At 58.5% G+C, this 15,672-nt stretch carries 12 protein-coding genes; 9 read left to right on the top strand and 3 right to left on the bottom strand.

The window, feature by feature from the left end:
• Positions 1 to 41 precede the first annotated feature (41 nt).
• The 5 genes from glnT to ACYP2A_RS07005 all read left to right on the top strand — a co-directional run bounded on the left by glnT (position 42) and on the right by ACYP2A_RS07005 (position 5,920).
• Positions 42 to 1,376, top strand: a complete 1,335-nt coding sequence (gene glnT, locus ACYP2A_RS07025) for a type III glutamate--ammonia ligase (protein WP_459743952.1) — start codon at positions 42 to 44, stop codon at positions 1,374 to 1,376.
• Between the two features lie 140 nt (positions 1,377 to 1,516).
• On the top strand, positions 1,517 to 2,422 hold the full coding sequence (locus ACYP2A_RS07020; protein ID WP_459743951.1) for a class II glutamine amidotransferase: 906 nt from the start codon (positions 1,517 to 1,519) through the stop codon (positions 2,420 to 2,422).
• A 12-nt stretch (positions 2,423 to 2,434) separates the two neighbouring features.
• On the top strand, positions 2,435 to 3,118 hold the full coding sequence (locus ACYP2A_RS07015; RefSeq protein ID WP_459743949.1) for a GltB/FmdC/FwdC-like GXGXG domain-containing protein: 684 nt from the start codon (positions 2,435 to 2,437) through the stop codon (positions 3,116 to 3,118).
• Positions 3,119 to 3,133: 15 nt separating this feature from the next.
• Positions 3,134 to 4,456: an FMN-binding glutamate synthase family protein gene (locus ACYP2A_RS07010; protein WP_459743948.1), complete on the top strand. Its 1,323-nt coding sequence runs from the start codon at positions 3,134 to 3,136 to the stop codon at positions 4,454 to 4,456.
• 138 nt (positions 4,457 to 4,594) lie between these two features.
• On the top strand, positions 4,595 to 5,920 hold the full coding sequence (locus ACYP2A_RS07005) for an ammonium transporter (protein ID WP_459743946.1): 1,326 nt from the start codon (positions 4,595 to 4,597) through the stop codon (positions 5,918 to 5,920).
• Positions 5,921 to 6,025: 105 nt separating this feature from the next.
• On the opposite strand, the gene ACYP2A_RS07000 is transcribed toward ACYP2A_RS07005, so the two are convergent.
• Entirely contained in the window at positions 6,026 to 7,240 is a 1,215-nt protein-coding gene (locus tag ACYP2A_RS07000) for an alpha/beta hydrolase (protein ID WP_459743945.1), read from the bottom strand.
• Between the two features lie 329 nt (positions 7,241 to 7,569).
• On the opposite strand from ACYP2A_RS07000, the gene ACYP2A_RS06995 reads away from it, so the two are divergent.
• Complete coding sequence (locus tag ACYP2A_RS06995; protein ID WP_459743944.1) at positions 7,570 to 10,119, top strand: beta strand repeat-containing protein; 2,550 nt, start codon at positions 7,570 to 7,572, stop codon at positions 10,117 to 10,119.
• A 58-nt stretch (positions 10,120 to 10,177) separates the two neighbouring features.
• Here ACYP2A_RS06995 and ACYP2A_RS06990 read toward each other — a convergent pair whose 3' ends face one another.
• On the bottom strand, positions 10,178 to 11,215 hold the full coding sequence (locus tag ACYP2A_RS06990; RefSeq protein ID WP_459743941.1) for an LLM class flavin-dependent oxidoreductase: 1,038 nt from the start codon (positions 11,213 to 11,215) through the stop codon (positions 10,178 to 10,180).
• 90 nt (positions 11,216 to 11,305) lie between these two features.
• A complete protein-coding gene (locus ACYP2A_RS06985; RefSeq protein ID WP_459743939.1) occupies positions 11,306 to 11,791 on the bottom strand; it encodes a flavin reductase family protein in 486 nt (161 codons plus the stop codon).
• Positions 11,792 to 12,426: 635 nt separating this feature from the next.
• Here ACYP2A_RS06985 and ACYP2A_RS06980 point away from each other — a divergent pair.
• From ACYP2A_RS06980 to ACYP2A_RS06970, 3 genes are all read left to right on the top strand, one after another.
• Complete coding sequence (locus ACYP2A_RS06980; protein WP_459743938.1) at positions 12,427 to 13,833, top strand: purine-cytosine permease family protein; 1,407 nt, start codon at positions 12,427 to 12,429, stop codon at positions 13,831 to 13,833.
• A 528-nt stretch (positions 13,834 to 14,361) separates the two neighbouring features.
• Positions 14,362 to 14,838 (top strand): hypothetical protein, encoded by a 477-nt coding sequence (locus ACYP2A_RS06975; RefSeq protein WP_459743936.1) that lies wholly within the window; start codon positions 14,362 to 14,364, stop codon positions 14,836 to 14,838.
• An 8-nt stretch (positions 14,839 to 14,846) separates the two neighbouring features.
• Positions 14,847 to 15,644: a hypothetical protein gene (locus ACYP2A_RS06970; protein WP_459743934.1), complete on the top strand. Its 798-nt coding sequence runs from the start codon at positions 14,847 to 14,849 to the stop codon at positions 15,642 to 15,644.
• The last annotated feature ends 28 nt before the right edge of the window (positions 15,645 to 15,672 follow it).

Here is a 15,672-nt window from a genome sequence, read left to right as displayed (position 1 = left end):
TCCACTCTCCACTTTTGCTTTCGACCCAGGAGTCCCGCCTCATGTTGCCACCCGAAACGCAGCGTCTGATCCAGGAGCACGGCATCAAGTATGTGCTGGCTCAGTTCGTGGATATCCACGGCTCGTCCAAGACCAAATCGGTGCCGGTCAACGGCCTGGAAATGGTTGCCGAAGCGGGCGCCGGTTTTGCCGGTTTCGCCATCTGCGGCATGGGCATGGAGCCGCATGGCCCGGACTTCATGGCCAAGGGCGACCTGTCGTCGCTGACACCGGTGCCGTGGCAGCCAGGGTATGGCCGGGTGGTGTGCATCGGTCATGTCGATGGCAAGCCCTGGCCATACGACAGCCGTTATGTGTTGCAAAAGCAGGTCGAACGCCTGAGCGATCGTGGCTGGACCCTCAATACCGGCCTGGAGCCGGAGTTCAGCCTGTTCAAGCGCGACAGCGCCGGCAAGCTGCAACTGGTCGACGCCAGCGATGATCTGGACAAGCCGTGCTACGACTACAAAGGCTTGTCGCGGTCTCGTGAATTTCTCGAGCGTCTGACCGAAGCCCTGCAACCGGTCGGTTTCGACATTTACCAGATCGACCACGAAGACGCCAACGGCCAGTTCGAGATCAACTACACCTACAGCGACGCCATGGAATCGGCCGACCGCTTCACTTTCTTCCGCATGGCCGCCGGCGAGATCGCCAACGACATGGGCATGATCTGCTCGTTCATGCCCAAGCCCGATCCCAAGCGCGCCGGCAACGGCATGCACTTTCACTTGTCGATCGCCAGCGCGACCAACAAGAACCTGTTCCATGACGCCAGCGACCCGAGCGGCATGGGCTTGTCGAAAATGGCCTACCACTTCGCCGCAGGCCTCCTGGCCCATGGTCCTGCGCTGTGCGCCTTCGCCGCACCGACCGTCAACTCTTACAAGCGCCTGGTGGTCGGCAACTCGTTGTCCGGCGCTACTTGGGCCCCGGCCTTTATTGCCTTCGGCGCCAATAACCGCTCGGCGATGGTCCGCGTGCCGTACGGCCGCCTGGAATTCCGCCTGCCGGACGCCGGTTGCAACCCGTACCTGGTCAGCGCCGCGATCATCGCTGCCGGCCTTGACGGCATCGACCGCAAGCTGGAAATCGACCAGGTCTGCAACGAGAACCTCTACAAGCTGAGCCTGGAAGAAATCGCCGCACGCGGCATCAAGACCCTGCCGCAATCGCTCAAGGAAGCCTGCGACGCACTGGAAGCCGACCCGCTGTTCAGCGAAGTGCTGGGCCAGGAAATCGTCGGCGAATTCATCAAGCTCAAGCGCATGGAATGGGTGGAATACAGCCGCCATGTGAGTGACTGGGAAGTGAAGCGCTACACCGAATTCTTCTGAGGCTGCTGGGCGGCAGCTTCAAGTTTCAAGCCACAAGCGGCAAGTAAATGCGGTTCGTGGCGTTGCAAAAATCTTCGTATCAACTCGGTCAGCTTGCAACTTGCAGCTTGCCGCTCCCGAACAAAGTGAGGACTGCCGTTATGTGTGGGATTGTTGGTTTGTACCTTAAGAACCCGGCGCTGGAGTCTCAGCTGGGCAAGCTGTTCGAGCCGATGCTCGAAGCCATGACCGACCGTGGTCCGGACAGCGCAGGCTTTGCCATTTATGGTGATGAAGTGGCCGATGGCTGGGTCAAGCTGACCCTGCAAGCCACCACTGAAGGCTATGACTTCAAGGCGCTGATCGGCGCACTGCAAGGCAAGCTCGATGCCGAGCTGGACTGGTTCCAGAACGCCAGTGCCATCGTGCTGAAAATCAAGGCCGAAGAAGCCCCGGTACGTGCCGCTCTCACTGAACTGGCACCGACCGTGCGCATCATGAGTGCCGGCCAGAGCATCGAAATCCTCAAGGGCATGGGCTTGCCCAAGGAAATCTCTGAACGTTTCGGCCTGGCCTCGATGAAGGGCAGTCACATCATTGGCCACACCCGCATGGCCACTGAAAGCGCGGTGACCATGGAAGGCAGCCACCCGTTCTCCACCGGCGCCGACCTGTGCCTGGTGCACAACGGCTCGCTGTCGAACCACTTCCGCCTGCGTCAGGAACTGCGCCGCGAAGGCATCAACTTCGAGACCGAAAACGATACTGAAGTCGCCGCCGGTTACCTGGCCTGGCGCCTGCAGCAGGGCGATTCCCTCAAGCAGGCCCTGGATAACTCGCTGGAAGCACTGGACGGCTTCTTTACCTTCGCCATCGGCACCCGCAACGGCTTTGCGGTGATCCGCGACCCGATTGCCTGCAAGCCTGCGATCCTCGCCGAAACCGACGACTACGTCGCCATGGCTTCGGAGTATCAAGCGCTGTCGAGCCTGCCGGGCATCGAGAAGGCCAAAGTCTGGGAACCCGTTCCCGCCACCATGTACATCTGGGAACGCGAGTCGGCCTAAGGAGCACGCAGCATGAAAACCATCGATCTATCCGTAGCAACCGTGCGTGACCTCAACCAGGCGCTGCACGACCAGGTCAACAATGTGCAGGACCGCGAGTGGGTGGTCACCCATGCCAATGGCGCGCATAACCTGGCTGTCGGCGTCAACGAAGCGGTGTCCATCGACATTCAGGGGCATGCGGGCTACTACTGCGCCGGCATGAACCAGAAAGCCTCGATCACCGTACACGGCAACGTCGGCGTGGGCTGCGCCGAAAACATGATGAGCGGCTATGTACGCGTCAAGGGCAGCGCCTCTCAGGCGGCCGGCGCGACCGCTCACGGTGGCCTGCTGGTCATCGAAGGCGATGCCGGCGCCCGCTGCGGCATCTCGATGAAAGGCATCGACATCGTCGTCGGTGGCAGCATCGGCCACATGAGCTGCTTCATGGGCCAGGCCGGGCGCCTGGTGGTGTGTGGCGATGCCGGCGATGCGTTGGGCGACTCGCTGTACGAAACCAAAATCTTCGTCAAAGGCAGCGTCGAGTCGCTGGGGTCGGACTGCATCGAAAAAGAGATGCGCGCCGAACACCTTGAAGAGTTGCAGGAGTTGCTCAATCGCGCCGGCTTCAAAGAGAACGCCGCCGATTTCAAACGCTACGGCTCGGCCCGTCAGCTGTACAACTTCAAAGTCGATAACGCCAGCGCGTACTGATTCAGGAGCAAGACCATGACAGACAAGCAACCTCCCGTGCTGCGCGAATCGGCCACCTTCGATCGCCTGACCATCCAGGAAATCCAGCGCGCTGCCGAAACCGGTATCTATGACATCCGTGGTGGCGGCACCAAGCGCAAGCTGCCGCACTTCGACGACTTGCTGCTGCTGGGCGCCAGCGTGTCGCGTTATCCACTTGAAGGCTATCGCGAGAAATGCGGCACCGACGTGGTGCTCGGCAACCGCTTCGCGAAAAAACCGCTGTACCTGAAAATTCCGGTCACCATTGCCGGCATGAGCTTCGGCGCGCTGTCGGCCAATGCCAAAGAGGCCCTTGGCCGTGGTGCCAGCATCGCCGGCACCAGCACCACCACCGGCGACGGCGGCATGACCCCTGAAGAGCGCGGCCAGTCGCAGCACCTGGTTTATCAATACCTGCCGTCGCGCTACGGCATGAACCCGGACGACCTGCGCAAGGCCGATGCCATCGAAATCGTTCTGGGCCAGGGCGCCAAGCCGGGCGGCGGCGGCATGCTGCTGGGTATGAAAGTCACCGAGCGTGTGGCTGGCATGCGCACCTTGCCGATCGGCGTCGACCAGCGTTCGGCTTGCCGTCACCCGGACTGGACCGGTCCCGACGACCTGGCGATCAAGATTGCCGAGATCCGTGAGATCACCGACTGGGAAAAACCCATCTACGTGAAGATCGGCGCCAGCCGTCCTTACTACGATGTGAAACTGGCGGTCAAAGCCGGTGCCGATGTGATCGTGCTCGACGGTATGCAGGGCGGCACCGCCGCCACTCAGGAAGTGTTCATCGAACACGTCGGCATCCCGATTCTGCCAGCTATTCCACAAGCGGTTCAGGCGCTGCAAGAGATGGGCATGCACCGCAAAGTGCAGTTGATCGTCTCCGGCGGGATCCGTAATGGTGCAGACGTGGCCAAGGCCATGGCCCTGGGCGCCGACGCGGTGGCCATCGGTACAGCGGCCCTGATCGCGCTGGGCGACAACCACCCGCGCCTGGACGAAGAGCTGAAAAAGATCGGCTCCGCGGCCGGTTTCTATGACGATTGGCAGAATGGCCGGGACCCTGCGGGCATCACCACCCAGGACCCGGAACTGTCGAAACGTCTCGACCCGGTCGAAGGCGGCCGCCGCTTGGCAAACTATTTGCGTGTACTGGTGCTGGAAGCCCAGACCATGGCCCGCGCCTGCGGCAAGTCGCACCTGCACAACCTCGACCCCGAGGACCTGGTGGCACTGACCGTGGAATCGGCCGCGATGGCACGTGTGCCGCTGGCGGGTACCAACTGGATTCCGGGTTCGCAGTACTGATTTGACTGGGTAATATCTGGCGCGGTGTCGTTGACACCGCGCCCTGTTTTTTATTTCCGAGAGGCCAGGCATGGCCCGTCTTTACAACAACATTGCTTCTCTGCCAGACATTTACCATTCACAGCAGGAGCTTCGAATATGGTTAACCGTCTACCTGGCAAATCCCTTCTGGCTTTACTGGCGCTCAGCGCCTTCATTCCTCTGGCCCACGCGGCCGAAACCCCGACACTCAACACCGGCAGCACTGCCTGGATGGTCACCGCCGCTGTGCTGGTGCTGTTCATGTGCCTGCCGGGGCTGGCGCTGTTTTATGGCGGCCTGGTGCGCGCCAAGAACATGCTGTCGCTGTTTACCCAATGCTTCGGCATCGCCGGTGTGGTGGGGATCTTGTGGGTGGTGTACGGCTATAGCCTGGTGCTCGACAGCAGCAACATGGTCGAAGGCGAAGTCACCTTCAACAGCTTCGTCGGCGGCCTGAGCCGGGCCTTTCTCGCCGGCATGACCCCCGACAGCCTGGTCGGCGAGATTCCGGAAGGGGTGTTCGTCACCTTCCAGATGACCTTCGCCATCATCACCCCGGCGTTGATTGCCGGCGCATTTGCCGAGCGCATGAAGTTCTCGGCGGCGCTGCTGTTCATGGCCATCTGGTTCACCCTGGTCTATGCGCCGGTGGCGCACATGGTCTGGGGCGGGGCAGGGGCCTTGATGCATAACTGGGGCGTGCTGGACTTTGCTGGCGGCACCGCCGTGCACATCAACGCAGGCGTAGCTGCACTGGCGGCGTGCATGGTGCTGGGCAAGCGCAAGGGTTATCAGAACACACCGATGCCGGCGCATAACCTCAGCCTGACCATGGCGGGTGCTGCGATGCTCTGGGTTGGCTGGTTCGGCTTCAATATCGGCTCCGGCGGGGGCCTCAGCGGCTTGAGCGGTATGGTCATGATCAACACCCAGGTCGGTGCCTGCGCCGGCATTCTGGGCTGGATGTTCGTCGAATGGTTCAAGGTCGGCAAACCCAGCGCTCAAGGTCTGGCCTGCGGCGCATTGGCGGGCCTGGTCGGCATCACCCCGGCGTGCGCCTATGTCGGTGTCGGCGGTGCACTGGTCATCGGTCTGCTGTGCGGCGTGTGCTGTTACCTGAGCGTCACCGTACTCAAACAACGCTTGGGTTACGACGACAGCCTCGACGTGTTCGGCCTGCACGGCGTGGGCGGTATCGTTGGCGCGCTGCTGACCGGCGTGTTCTGCGTGCCGTCACTGGGCGGTCTGGTGCCGGATGTGAACATGCTCGATCAAGTGATCGCGCAGTTCAAAGGCGTGGCGCTGACCATCGTGTATTGCTTTGTGGTGAGCTGGGTGATTCTCAAGCTGGTCAATGCGCTGGTGGGCTTGCGTGCGCATGATTCAGTGGAGGAGATGGGGCTGGATCTGGCGGAGCATAATGAGCGGGCTTATAACCACTGAGTGGTGAGGGTACCCATCAGTTTTCTGGCAGTGCGCAGCACTGCCAGACTCCACCCCAGTCAGATCGGATCGCCACAGAGGTGCTGTGCGCCACTGGAGGCGTGCTTATACATCAAGTCGAAAGACAGACTGTCGATTTCTTATTACGCCATCTGCTTTAGCGCCGTGAACTTTTTTCATCGCTCCGGCTATCGCTTTAGCTTCCTCGAATTTTGATTCGTGGATGAGGATGTCTATGTATTCCCTCATGAGTCCGAAATCATTTGGATGCTTGCTCAGGGCGGCTAAGCATGTTTCATGCGCGATGGCGTGGTGTCCACTCATGCGTGAGTACATAACAGCCCGGACATAGGCAAGGGGTGGAATCTCCTTGCCAAAATTCGCTAAGGCGAAAAACCACCTGGACGCAGCACGCTGCGGGGTTCCCAGCTTTTCGGCGACCTCACAAAAAAGCTGTATCGATGAGAAACGCTTTGTCGATTCGTACAGTTTGAAAGCGTTGATACTGGCTGATTCGATATTTTTATTTTTGATATGCCACTTGACCAAGGCAAGTTTCATTGCGTCCTGGTAGGTTTTTATAGTGGTGCGGTGACGCCGAAACTCTTGCCGTGTTGCAAGGATCTCATTCTTGCCGTTGGTGATAAGCCTCAGAAGGTAAGAGGGAATCATGTTGGCCTCTTTAAGCGCCTCGCTTACACCATGGCCACAAAAAGGCATTCTCAGTCGGTACAGATTCTTCACATGCTTTTCATAATAGCGGTAGTGATGTCCGTCAATGGGGAAAAGCGGGTCGTAAGCAATAACGAACTCTGCATCCTGACTGACGTTATGGGTGATTTCGTCTCGTATAAAAGAGATGTCTTTCGCCAGAACCTGGAACCCGGAGTCGAAGCTTATTCGAGCGGGGTCAATGGAGAACTGTGGGCAGATTGCCAAAACCTTCGAAGGGCGAAGCAGCGCCGATGTGTGAATGGCGCCATAGGCCCCCATGGACTGCCCATAGGCTACGATTTCTGAATAAAGGTCAGCTATTCGGCGTACCTCAGTAATCATTTCCCCAATGTCATCATACTGATACCAGTGATTACCTCTCGGGATTATCTGCACCGAATCAAGCCCGGCAGCTCTGAGCGTCTCTCGGCTTTGCCCTTTGCGCGGCACGTGCAGGGTGTGCGTGAGTTGCAGAGGGTGGAATGTAACTACCAGTTGTTTTGACCGAACACTTGATGCCGGGCAGTGGATCGCGACGAGGTTGTCCGAGCTATAGATGATTGTGTCTGAATCAGGGAAGTCAAGGGGAATTGCGGTGTTTCGCATGGCATCCTTTCTCTCGCGAAATCAACAAGTTTACAAGCGCTTCAGCCGTTTGAACATAGTTGGTGGCATGAGCCCCCTCTTGGGTATTCCTCTCTATCGTAAGCTCAGCCACCAAAAAGCCGTGTCAAAAAGCCTTTTCAGGTCGAGATGTTAATGTTTATGGCGCGCATTGGTTTTCTGGCCAGTCACTGAGTGAGAGCCTGATCGTCGGTAGCGGCTTGCTCGGTTTTTATTAACAGGGTATAGATATGGCTAAACGGCATGATGCTGTTATTGCAGGCCGGTCTCGAATAATAAGACTGACGAGCATGGGCTCATGGAGATAGCAGATGGCTAACGCGTTCAATCCTGATGATTCAACGACTTTTTACGATTATTTCACCTCTGTGAGCAAATCATTGACGCCTGTCATCGACCCTTCGATCCTGTTCCAGCGTTATGCTCTTGGTGACGCCGTTTCCTATGCGAGAACGGCGGAGCAGAACCTTGTATTGCTGCAGGTGTTGGGCGGTAATGAACTCATTGTGGGGGGGGCCGGTAACGACATGCTGGAAGGCGGTGCCGGTAACGATACGCTAGATGGCGGGGCAGGTGCCGATACCATGATCGGTGGCGATGGCAGCGACAGCTACTACGTGCGCGAGGACGGCGACGTAGTCATCGAAACCAATGCCACGCAGAGCATTGGCGGTTCGGATCTTGTGTACAGCTACTTGGCGGACTATACCCTGACCGCCAATGTCGAGAATGGCCGCATCATGTCCACCACAGCGGCGAACCTGACCGGCAACGACCTGAACAACGTGCTGTTCGCCGGGCAGGGCAACAATGTCCTCAATGGTGGCGCCGGCATCGACACGGTCAGCTATGCCTTCGGGGTCACGGGTCCGACCGGGGTCTCGGTCAGCCTGGCAACAGAGTCGATGCAAGCCACCGGTGGTTCGGGCCGCGACACCCTGATCAGCATCGAGCACCTCATAGGTTCGGCGTACGCCGATTACCTGATCGGTAACAAGGCGAACAATAGCCTCAATGGCGGCGCGGGTAACGATACGCTCGATGGTGGTACGGGTGCCGATACCATGATGGGGGGCGATGGCGATGACAGCTACTATGTGCGCGAAAGTGGCGACGTGGTCATCGAAACCAGTGCCACGCAAAGCACTGGCGGTACGGACATCGTGCATAGCTACCTGGCGAATTACACCCTGGGTGCCAATATCGAGAATGGCCGCATCGCATCCCTCGAAGCGGCGAACCTGACCGGCAATAGCCTGGACAACCTGCTGTACGCCGGGGAAGGCGACAATGTTCTCAATGGCGGTGCCGGTATCGACACGGTGACTTATGGCTATGGAGCAACAACGGGGTCTGCCGGGGTTTCGGTCAGCCTGGCGGTTACAACGGCGCAAGCCACCGGTGGCTCGGGCAGTGACACCCTGATCAGCATTGAGCACCTGATCGGCTCGGCATTCGCCGACCAGTTGACGGGCAACAGCGCGAACAACAGGCTCGAGGGGGGCGCCGGTAACGATACGCTCGATGGCGGTGCGGGGGCCGATACCATGATCGGTGGTGGCGGCAACGACATCTACCACGTGCGTGACAGCAACGACACGGTCATCGAAACCGATAAGACACCGAGCAGTGGTGGGCTCGATACCGTGTACAGCTACCTGTCGAACTATACCTTGGGCGCCAATGTCGAGAATGGCCGCATCATGTCCGCCGCAGCGGCAAACCTGACCGGCAATGAGCTGAAAAATGTGTTCTACGCCGGGCAGGGCAACAACGTCCTCAATGGCGGCGCCGGTACGGACACGGTGAGCTATTTCTTCGGGACAACGGGTACGACCGGGGTCTCGGTCAGCCTGGCCGTCACGACGGCGCAAGCCACTGGTGGTTCGGGCAGTGACACCCTGATCAGCATCGAGAACCTGATCGGTTCGTCGTTTGCTGACAAACTGACGGGCAACAGCGAGAACAATAACCTCACCGGTGGCGCCGGTAACGATACGCTCGATGGCGGTGCCGGCTGGGATACCATGGTCGGTGGCGACGGCAGCGACAGCTACTACGTGCGCGACATCAAAGACACCGTCATCGAAACCAATGCCACCCAGAGTATTGGCGGCTCGGACCTTGTGTACAGCTACCTGTCAGCCTATACCTTGACCGCCAATGTCGAGAATGGCCGCATCATGTCCACCACCGCGGTGAACCTGACCGGTAATGAGCTCAATAACGTGCTTTTTGCCGGGCAGGGCAATAATGTCCTCAATGGTGGCGCCGGTATCGACACCGTGAGTTATGCCTTCGGGACTACAGGTACGACCGGGGTCTCGGTCAGCCTGGCCGCCACGGCGGCGCAAGCCACCGGTGGCTCGGGTAGCGACACGCTGATCAGCATCGAGAATCTCATAGGCTCTGCGTATGCCGACACACTAACGGGCAACAGCACAGCCAATAGCCTGACCGGCGGTGCTGGCAATGACACGCTCAACGGTGGGGCCGGTAACGACGTGCTGGTGGGCGGTGTGGGCGCAGACAAGCTCTATGGCGGCAGCGGTGCCGACCGGTTTGACTTCAATGCCCTGAATGAAATGGGCGTGGGCGCCACCTTGCGTGATGTCATTGGTGACTTCAAGCACAGCGAAGGTGACAAGATCGACCTGTCGACCCTGGATGCCGACCTCTCGACATCGGGCAATGATGCCTTCACCTTCATCGGTTCCAATGCATTCAGCAGCAATGCCACTGCGCAGTTGCGATTCGCCGATGGCATTCTCTACGGCAGTGTCAATGCTGATGCCAACGCCGAGTTTGAAATCCAGTTGCTGGGGGTGAGCAGCCTGCAACTGAGCGATCTGATTGTCTGAGCCGCTGTATGAACGACAAAAAGCCGGGCAAGCCCGGCTTTTTGTCGTCTGTCAAACCTTAACGAAACGCCGGCACTACGTGCTTCACAAACAGCTCCAGCGATTTCTTCTTCTCGGCATGCGGCAGGCTGTTGTCGCACCAGAAGCTGAACTCGTCCACGCCCAGTTCCTGGTAGTAGCGAATCCGCGCGATGATTTCTTCCGGGGTGCCGATCATGGTGTTCTTGCGGATGTTCTCCAGCTCGAACTCGGGACGCTCGGCGAATTTCGATTCCGGGCTTGGCTCCAGGAAACCATTGGCCGGTACGGTCTTGTTGCCGAACCAGGCGTCGAAGGTGCGGTAGAAGCGGTTGATGGCCGCGGCGCCGACTTTCCAGCCTTCGGGATCGTCCACGGCGTGTACGTGGGTGTGGCGCAGCACCATCAGTTGCGGCCGTGGCACGTCGGGGTTGTTGTCCAGTGCGGCCTGGAATTTGTTTTTCAGGTCCAGGACTTCTTCGTCGCCCTTCATCAGCGGCGTGACCATTACGTTGCAGCCGTTGGCCACGGCAAAATTGTGCGAGTCCGGGTCGCGGGCGGCGATCCACATCGGCGGGGTGCTGACAGGTTTCGGCACGCTGGTGGAGGTCGGGAATTTCCAGATCTCGCCGTCGTGCGCATAGTCGCCGGCCCACAGTGCCTTGACCACCGGGACCATCTCACGCAGAGCCTTGCCGCCTTCGGAGGCAGGCATGCCGCCGGCCATGCGATCAAACTCGACCTGATAGGCGCCACGCGCCAGGCCCACTTCCATCCGGCCGTTGCTGATCACATCGAGCAGGGCGCATTCGCCTGCGACGCGCAGCGGGTGCCAGAACGGCGCGATGATGGTGCCGGCGCCCAGGTGAATGGTGGTGGTGCGCGCAGCCAGGTACGCCAGGATCGGCATCGGGCTTGGCGAAATGGTGTATTCCATGGCGTGGTGCTCGCCGACCCAGACCGTGCTGAAACCGCCTGCTTCGGCGAGTAGCGTCAGCTCGGTCAGGTCTTCGAACAACTGACGGTGGCTGACTTGCTCATCCCAGCGTTCCATGTGCACGAACAACGAAAATTTCATGACGTTACCTCGGTCTGTCGTGGCGCCCGGCATTGAGTGGGGCGGGGCCTGTATTTTTTGGTATACCGTAATATTAGCGTGTGACGCAGATCAAGCCGCGATGCTCAGGGCACCCATTTTTCCACGGCAATACACCATGGGCGCGGCGGGCTGCTCGGGCAGGATCAGGTTTTTCACCGCGCCGACCATGATCGCGTGGTCGCCGCCTTCGTATTCACGCCACAACTCGCATTCGATGATCGCCGTCGCGCCTTCCAGCAGCGGATTGCCCAGTTCGCTGAGAGTCCAGGCAAGACCTTGTGCCTTGTCTTTGCCCTTGCGCGCAAAGGCATAGGCGCACGCTTGCTGTTCGGCCGACAGCAGGTGGATGGCAAAGCGTTTGTTCTTGATCAGGACCGGATAGGAATCGGAGTTGTATTGAGGGCAGAACAGCACCAGCGCCGGTTCCAGCGACAAGGCGCTGAAAGCACTGGCGGTCAGGCCGACGACTTCGCCGTTATCGTCCAGGGTGGTGATGACAGTGACGCCGGAAGGGAAGGAACCCATGACGTTCTTGTAGACATTCGGATCGATCATTACATACCCCTCATTGCGCACTGGCGGGCCGTGCCGAAGCAGTTTCTTGTTTGTCTGATGGTATACCGTAATACTTTGTTGGCAAGCGTTTTTTGCGGGGCTATCAGCATCGCTTTTACCGGTGACAGACGCGCAAAGCCCTGATTTTTCTGCTATATGAAACGTTTCAGCTTGCACCAAAAATGCCCGCGTACCTGCTGAAACGACTGTGAAAGATTCTCAATGGGGGTTGCAAAAATTTGGCATACCATAATATGGTGTTATCAGCGTAGTGAATGGCACGATCGACACCGCCCACTGCGACACACTCATTACGGGCCCTTGAACAGGGCGCTGCATGGTTTGGCTCTGCACAACAACAAATTCAGGCGAGACGATGTTTTTTCATTCCAACCCAAGGGTGTCCAACACCCCGCTGCTAAGCGTTATCCGATTCGGCTTCTCTACTGCCAGGAGCCCTCGCTCCGTCCGTGCGTAAGGCATCGGGCCTGCCGCTTTTCTGAAGATGATCACCCTGACGCCGGTCTGTTTGTGCAGATCGCGGGTCCGTTCGCCTTCGCCAAGCCGCAGGACCCGATGGATTCGTTATCTGGCGCCTGAACGGGCGCCGGGCCACCGGCTTCGAGATCGTCCTCATGTCCCAGAACAGCGCAGCAGCTCCGCTCATTGAAAACCACACCGTCGACTATGTGCCGCCGGCCGAACGCCACGGCAAGGCCCGCGACCTGTTTACCCTGTGGTTCAGCACCAACATTGCCCCTTTGCCCATCGTCACCGGGGCGATGGCCGTGCAGGTCTTCCAGCTCGACTTCCTCTGGGGCCTGATCGCTATCGTGCTCGGCAACCTGATCGGCGGCCTGGTGATCGGTCTGGCCTCGGCCCAGGGCCCGCAACTGGGCATCCCGCAGATGGTCCAGAGCCGTGGCCAGTTCGGCCGCTATGGCGCCTTGCTGATCGTGTTCATCACGGCGTTGATCTACGTCGGCTTCTTTATTTCCAACATCGTGCTGTCGGGCAAATCGATCCAGGGCCTGGCGCCGTCGGTGTCGCTGCCCACCGGCATCATCATCGGCGCCCTGAGCGCCACGGCCATTGGTGTGATCGGCTACCGCTTCATTCATACCCTCAATCGCATCGGCACCTGGGTCATGGGCGCGGCCTTGCTGGCCGGCTTCAGCATGATCTTCCTGCAGGACTTGCCCGACGACTTCTTTATTCGCGGCGGTTTCAACGCCGCCGGCTGGATCGCGACCCTGTCGCTGGGGATCATCTGGCAGATCAGCTTCTCGCCGTATACCTCGGACTATTCGCGCTACCTGCCCAAGGAAATCGGCATCGGCAAACCTTTCTGGGCCACCTATTTCGGCGCCAGCCTGGGCACCATTGCTTCGTTCAGCTTCGGTATGGTCGCCGCACTTGCTACCCCTGAAGGCACTGAAGCGATGACGGCGGTCAAGCAAGCCACCGGCTGGCTGGGGCCTATTCTGATGGTGCTGTTCTTGCTCAATATCATCAGCCACAACGCCCTGAACCTGTATGGCGCGGTCCTGTCGATTGTCACCTCGATCCAGACCTTCGCCGGCCAGTGGACACCGACCATCAAACTGCGCGTGGTGCTGTCGGCTATCGTCCTGACCGGCTGCTGCCTGGTGGCGGTCAGCGCTTCGGGGGACTTCATCGGCAAATTCATCGGCCTGATCCTGGCGCTGCTGATCGTGCTGGTGCCGTGGGCGGCGATCAACATCATTGACTTCTACCTGATCAAGCGCGGCGTCTATGACATCGAGTCGATCTTTCGCAACGACGGCGGTATCTACGGCCGCTTCAACCCGCACGCGATCATCGCCTACGCCATCGGCACGCTGGTGCAACTGCCGTTCGCCAACACCTCGCTGTATGTCGGGCCCTACGCCAACTACATAGAAGGCGCCGATTTGTCCTGGCTGGTCGGGCTGGCGGTGACCGCGCCGCTGTATTACTGCCTGGCGACACGCGGCAAGAGCGAAGCCCGCCGGGCGGCGCGGTTGCGCTATGGCGATTGAGTGAAGGTTTGGAAAAACAAGCGCCCTGCCAGAGATGGTGGGGCGTTTTGCTACTCCCTATGAATCCATAAGGCGAGGTCTGATAATGTCCGGCATCCGAGGGCTCCAGGCAGGTAAGTAATGGACTGTTATGCCGCACGTTATGTGACGTTTGCTTTGCTGCTCTTAGTGTTGTGCGAGCCCGTGCATGCCGCCACGTGGCAAATATGCAGCCTGCAACTTCGCATCACCGATTCAGTGACACATCCCTATCCGCAACTGCAGGCCCAGGTCCTGAAGGTCAGGCCGGCATCGCCCACTGTCGAATGTCCGCCTGAAGGGGCGACCCTGCTGTTTACACCCGAAACTACAGACTACCAACGTACGCTCCCACGCCGACAGTGGCCTCATAAAGGGCAGACGATGCAGGTTGATTACCGGTATCTGGATGGCGTGTGCAAAGGCGATGGCCAGAGTCATGCGTGCCGTATCAAGCACTATCCCGTTGCGGGTCCTGGCACTCATTGAGGCTGATAGAGGAGGTGGCTCATGCCTGTCGACGCAGCGCTGGTCAGGATAAAGGACAGTGATTTTTTCTCGAACATGGGGACGCGACCTTCAGACACGGCGGATCTGATATACGCCAATAGCCTGCGTGAGGTGTTCGCAACGCCGGGTGAGCCTTGCTTCAATCCCTGTTTCAACGGCATGGAATGGCTGCCGACATCGCCGACTCAGAACGATCCGTTCTACGCGCTGGAAAAGCCCGGTAAAGACCTGCTTGAACTTCGCATCAGCATCACCAAGGCAGTCATGGGCGCCCTGAAAGGTTACGACAAGACAATTTTTATCGTCGACCAGCATGACTTCAGCGTGGCCGCGAGGAACGCCATAGGCTTTGCATTCAGGCAGTACGTAACCGAACGCTATTATCGCCTGGGAAATCGCTGGGAAAAGATAATCGAGGTGTATTACTCAGGGCATTGGCCGGTCGGTTACTCAGCGGATAAGTTGATGGTGGTGTAGGGCGAATCATGGACCGTAAGTTAAAGAAATCAATCAAGGACTACTATCGAAGCCTGTGGACAAAGGTTCCTCAAGATCCTGAGTCTCTCAGCCTTTTACACGCCAATAACATGATACTTCCTGACGAAGAGATGACCCATGACGAGCTGATCGCAAAGCTGGTTCAGGAAAAAAGCCGGACTGATAAAAACTCGGTCGTGGCGTCTTTTCTGATCGGTCTGGAAAATGGTCAGGCTGAAAAAAGAGCCGCACTGTCTGCGTACGCGATCACGCTCAACTTTCCGGATCATGGCTTTACGTCGGCGCACGGTATTCAATGTGACCTGTGTGGAGCCTTCGAGAATAAAAAGAGAAACATGACGCTGTGTAACCTGGCACGCTATTCAGCCGGTGTCAGCGGCAGTGGCTCGCCCGAGGATTTGTATGTTTTTCTCAGGGAACATAATAAGGCGACTCTCCCGCAGGTCCAGTCGGTCTCAATGCTGGAAAAGGTGTTAACGGTGTTAAGAACGTCTGAACCCAACGATAAACCCGTGACGATGGAGAAAAAGATCAGAGCGATTGCGGGTATTGATATGGACCAGGAGCAATCCCGAGGGCTTCTGGATTTACTGGGTCAGATCGGCATTCTGGAAACCGCCAGGCATAAAGGCTTCGTGCATCAATACACCTACATGGGCCTTGCACCTAGAAAAAGCAGTTCGACGGACTGGAGCTATCCCGTGGATTTCTGGACCGGCAAGGATGGCGTCAACGAAGACGCGGTGAATTTCTGGTTCGGTGATTATCTTCAAGATCATGAATGAGCCTTGGAATAATCGCCTTGGGGGTGGT

Source organism: Pseudomonas sp. 3A(2025), from assembly GCF_054589175.1.
Note: the sequence above shows the minus strand (reverse complement) of the source record. Positions and strands in the feature narration are given on the sequence as shown.

Bases quoted from the DNA above. Each gene is read 5' to 3' on its own strand.
- ACYP2A_RS07000 (WP_459743945.1), bottom strand. From the start codon at position 7,240: ATGCGAAACACCGCAATTCCCCTTGACTTCCCTGATTCAGACACAATC.
- glnT (WP_459743952.1), top strand. From the start codon at position 42: ATGTTGCCACCCGAAACGCAGCGTCTGATCCAGGAGCACGGCATCAAG.
- ACYP2A_RS06980 (WP_459743938.1), top strand. From the start codon at position 12,427: ATGTCCCAGAACAGCGCAGCAGCTCCGCTCATTGAAAACCACACCGTC.
- ACYP2A_RS07005 (WP_459743946.1), top strand. From the start codon at position 4,595: ATGGTTAACCGTCTACCTGGCAAATCCCTTCTGGCTTTACTGGCGCTC.
- ACYP2A_RS06985 (WP_459743939.1), bottom strand. From the start codon at position 11,791: ATGATCGATCCGAATGTCTACAAGAACGTCATGGGTTCCTTCCCTTCC.
- ACYP2A_RS06995 (WP_459743944.1), top strand. From the start codon at position 7,570: ATGGCTAACGCGTTCAATCCTGATGATTCAACGACTTTTTACGATTAT.
- ACYP2A_RS07020 (WP_459743951.1), top strand. From the start codon at position 1,517: ATGTGTGGGATTGTTGGTTTGTACCTTAAGAACCCGGCGCTGGAGTCT.
- ACYP2A_RS06970 (WP_459743934.1), top strand. From the start codon at position 14,847: ATGGACCGTAAGTTAAAGAAATCAATCAAGGACTACTATCGAAGCCTG.
- ACYP2A_RS06975 (WP_459743936.1), top strand. From the start codon at position 14,362: ATGCCTGTCGACGCAGCGCTGGTCAGGATAAAGGACAGTGATTTTTTC.
- ACYP2A_RS07010 (WP_459743948.1), top strand. From the start codon at position 3,134: ATGACAGACAAGCAACCTCCCGTGCTGCGCGAATCGGCCACCTTCGAT.
- ACYP2A_RS06990 (WP_459743941.1), bottom strand. From the start codon at position 11,215: ATGAAATTTTCGTTGTTCGTGCACATGGAACGCTGGGATGAGCAAGTC.
- ACYP2A_RS07015 (WP_459743949.1), top strand. From the start codon at position 2,435: ATGAAAACCATCGATCTATCCGTAGCAACCGTGCGTGACCTCAACCAG.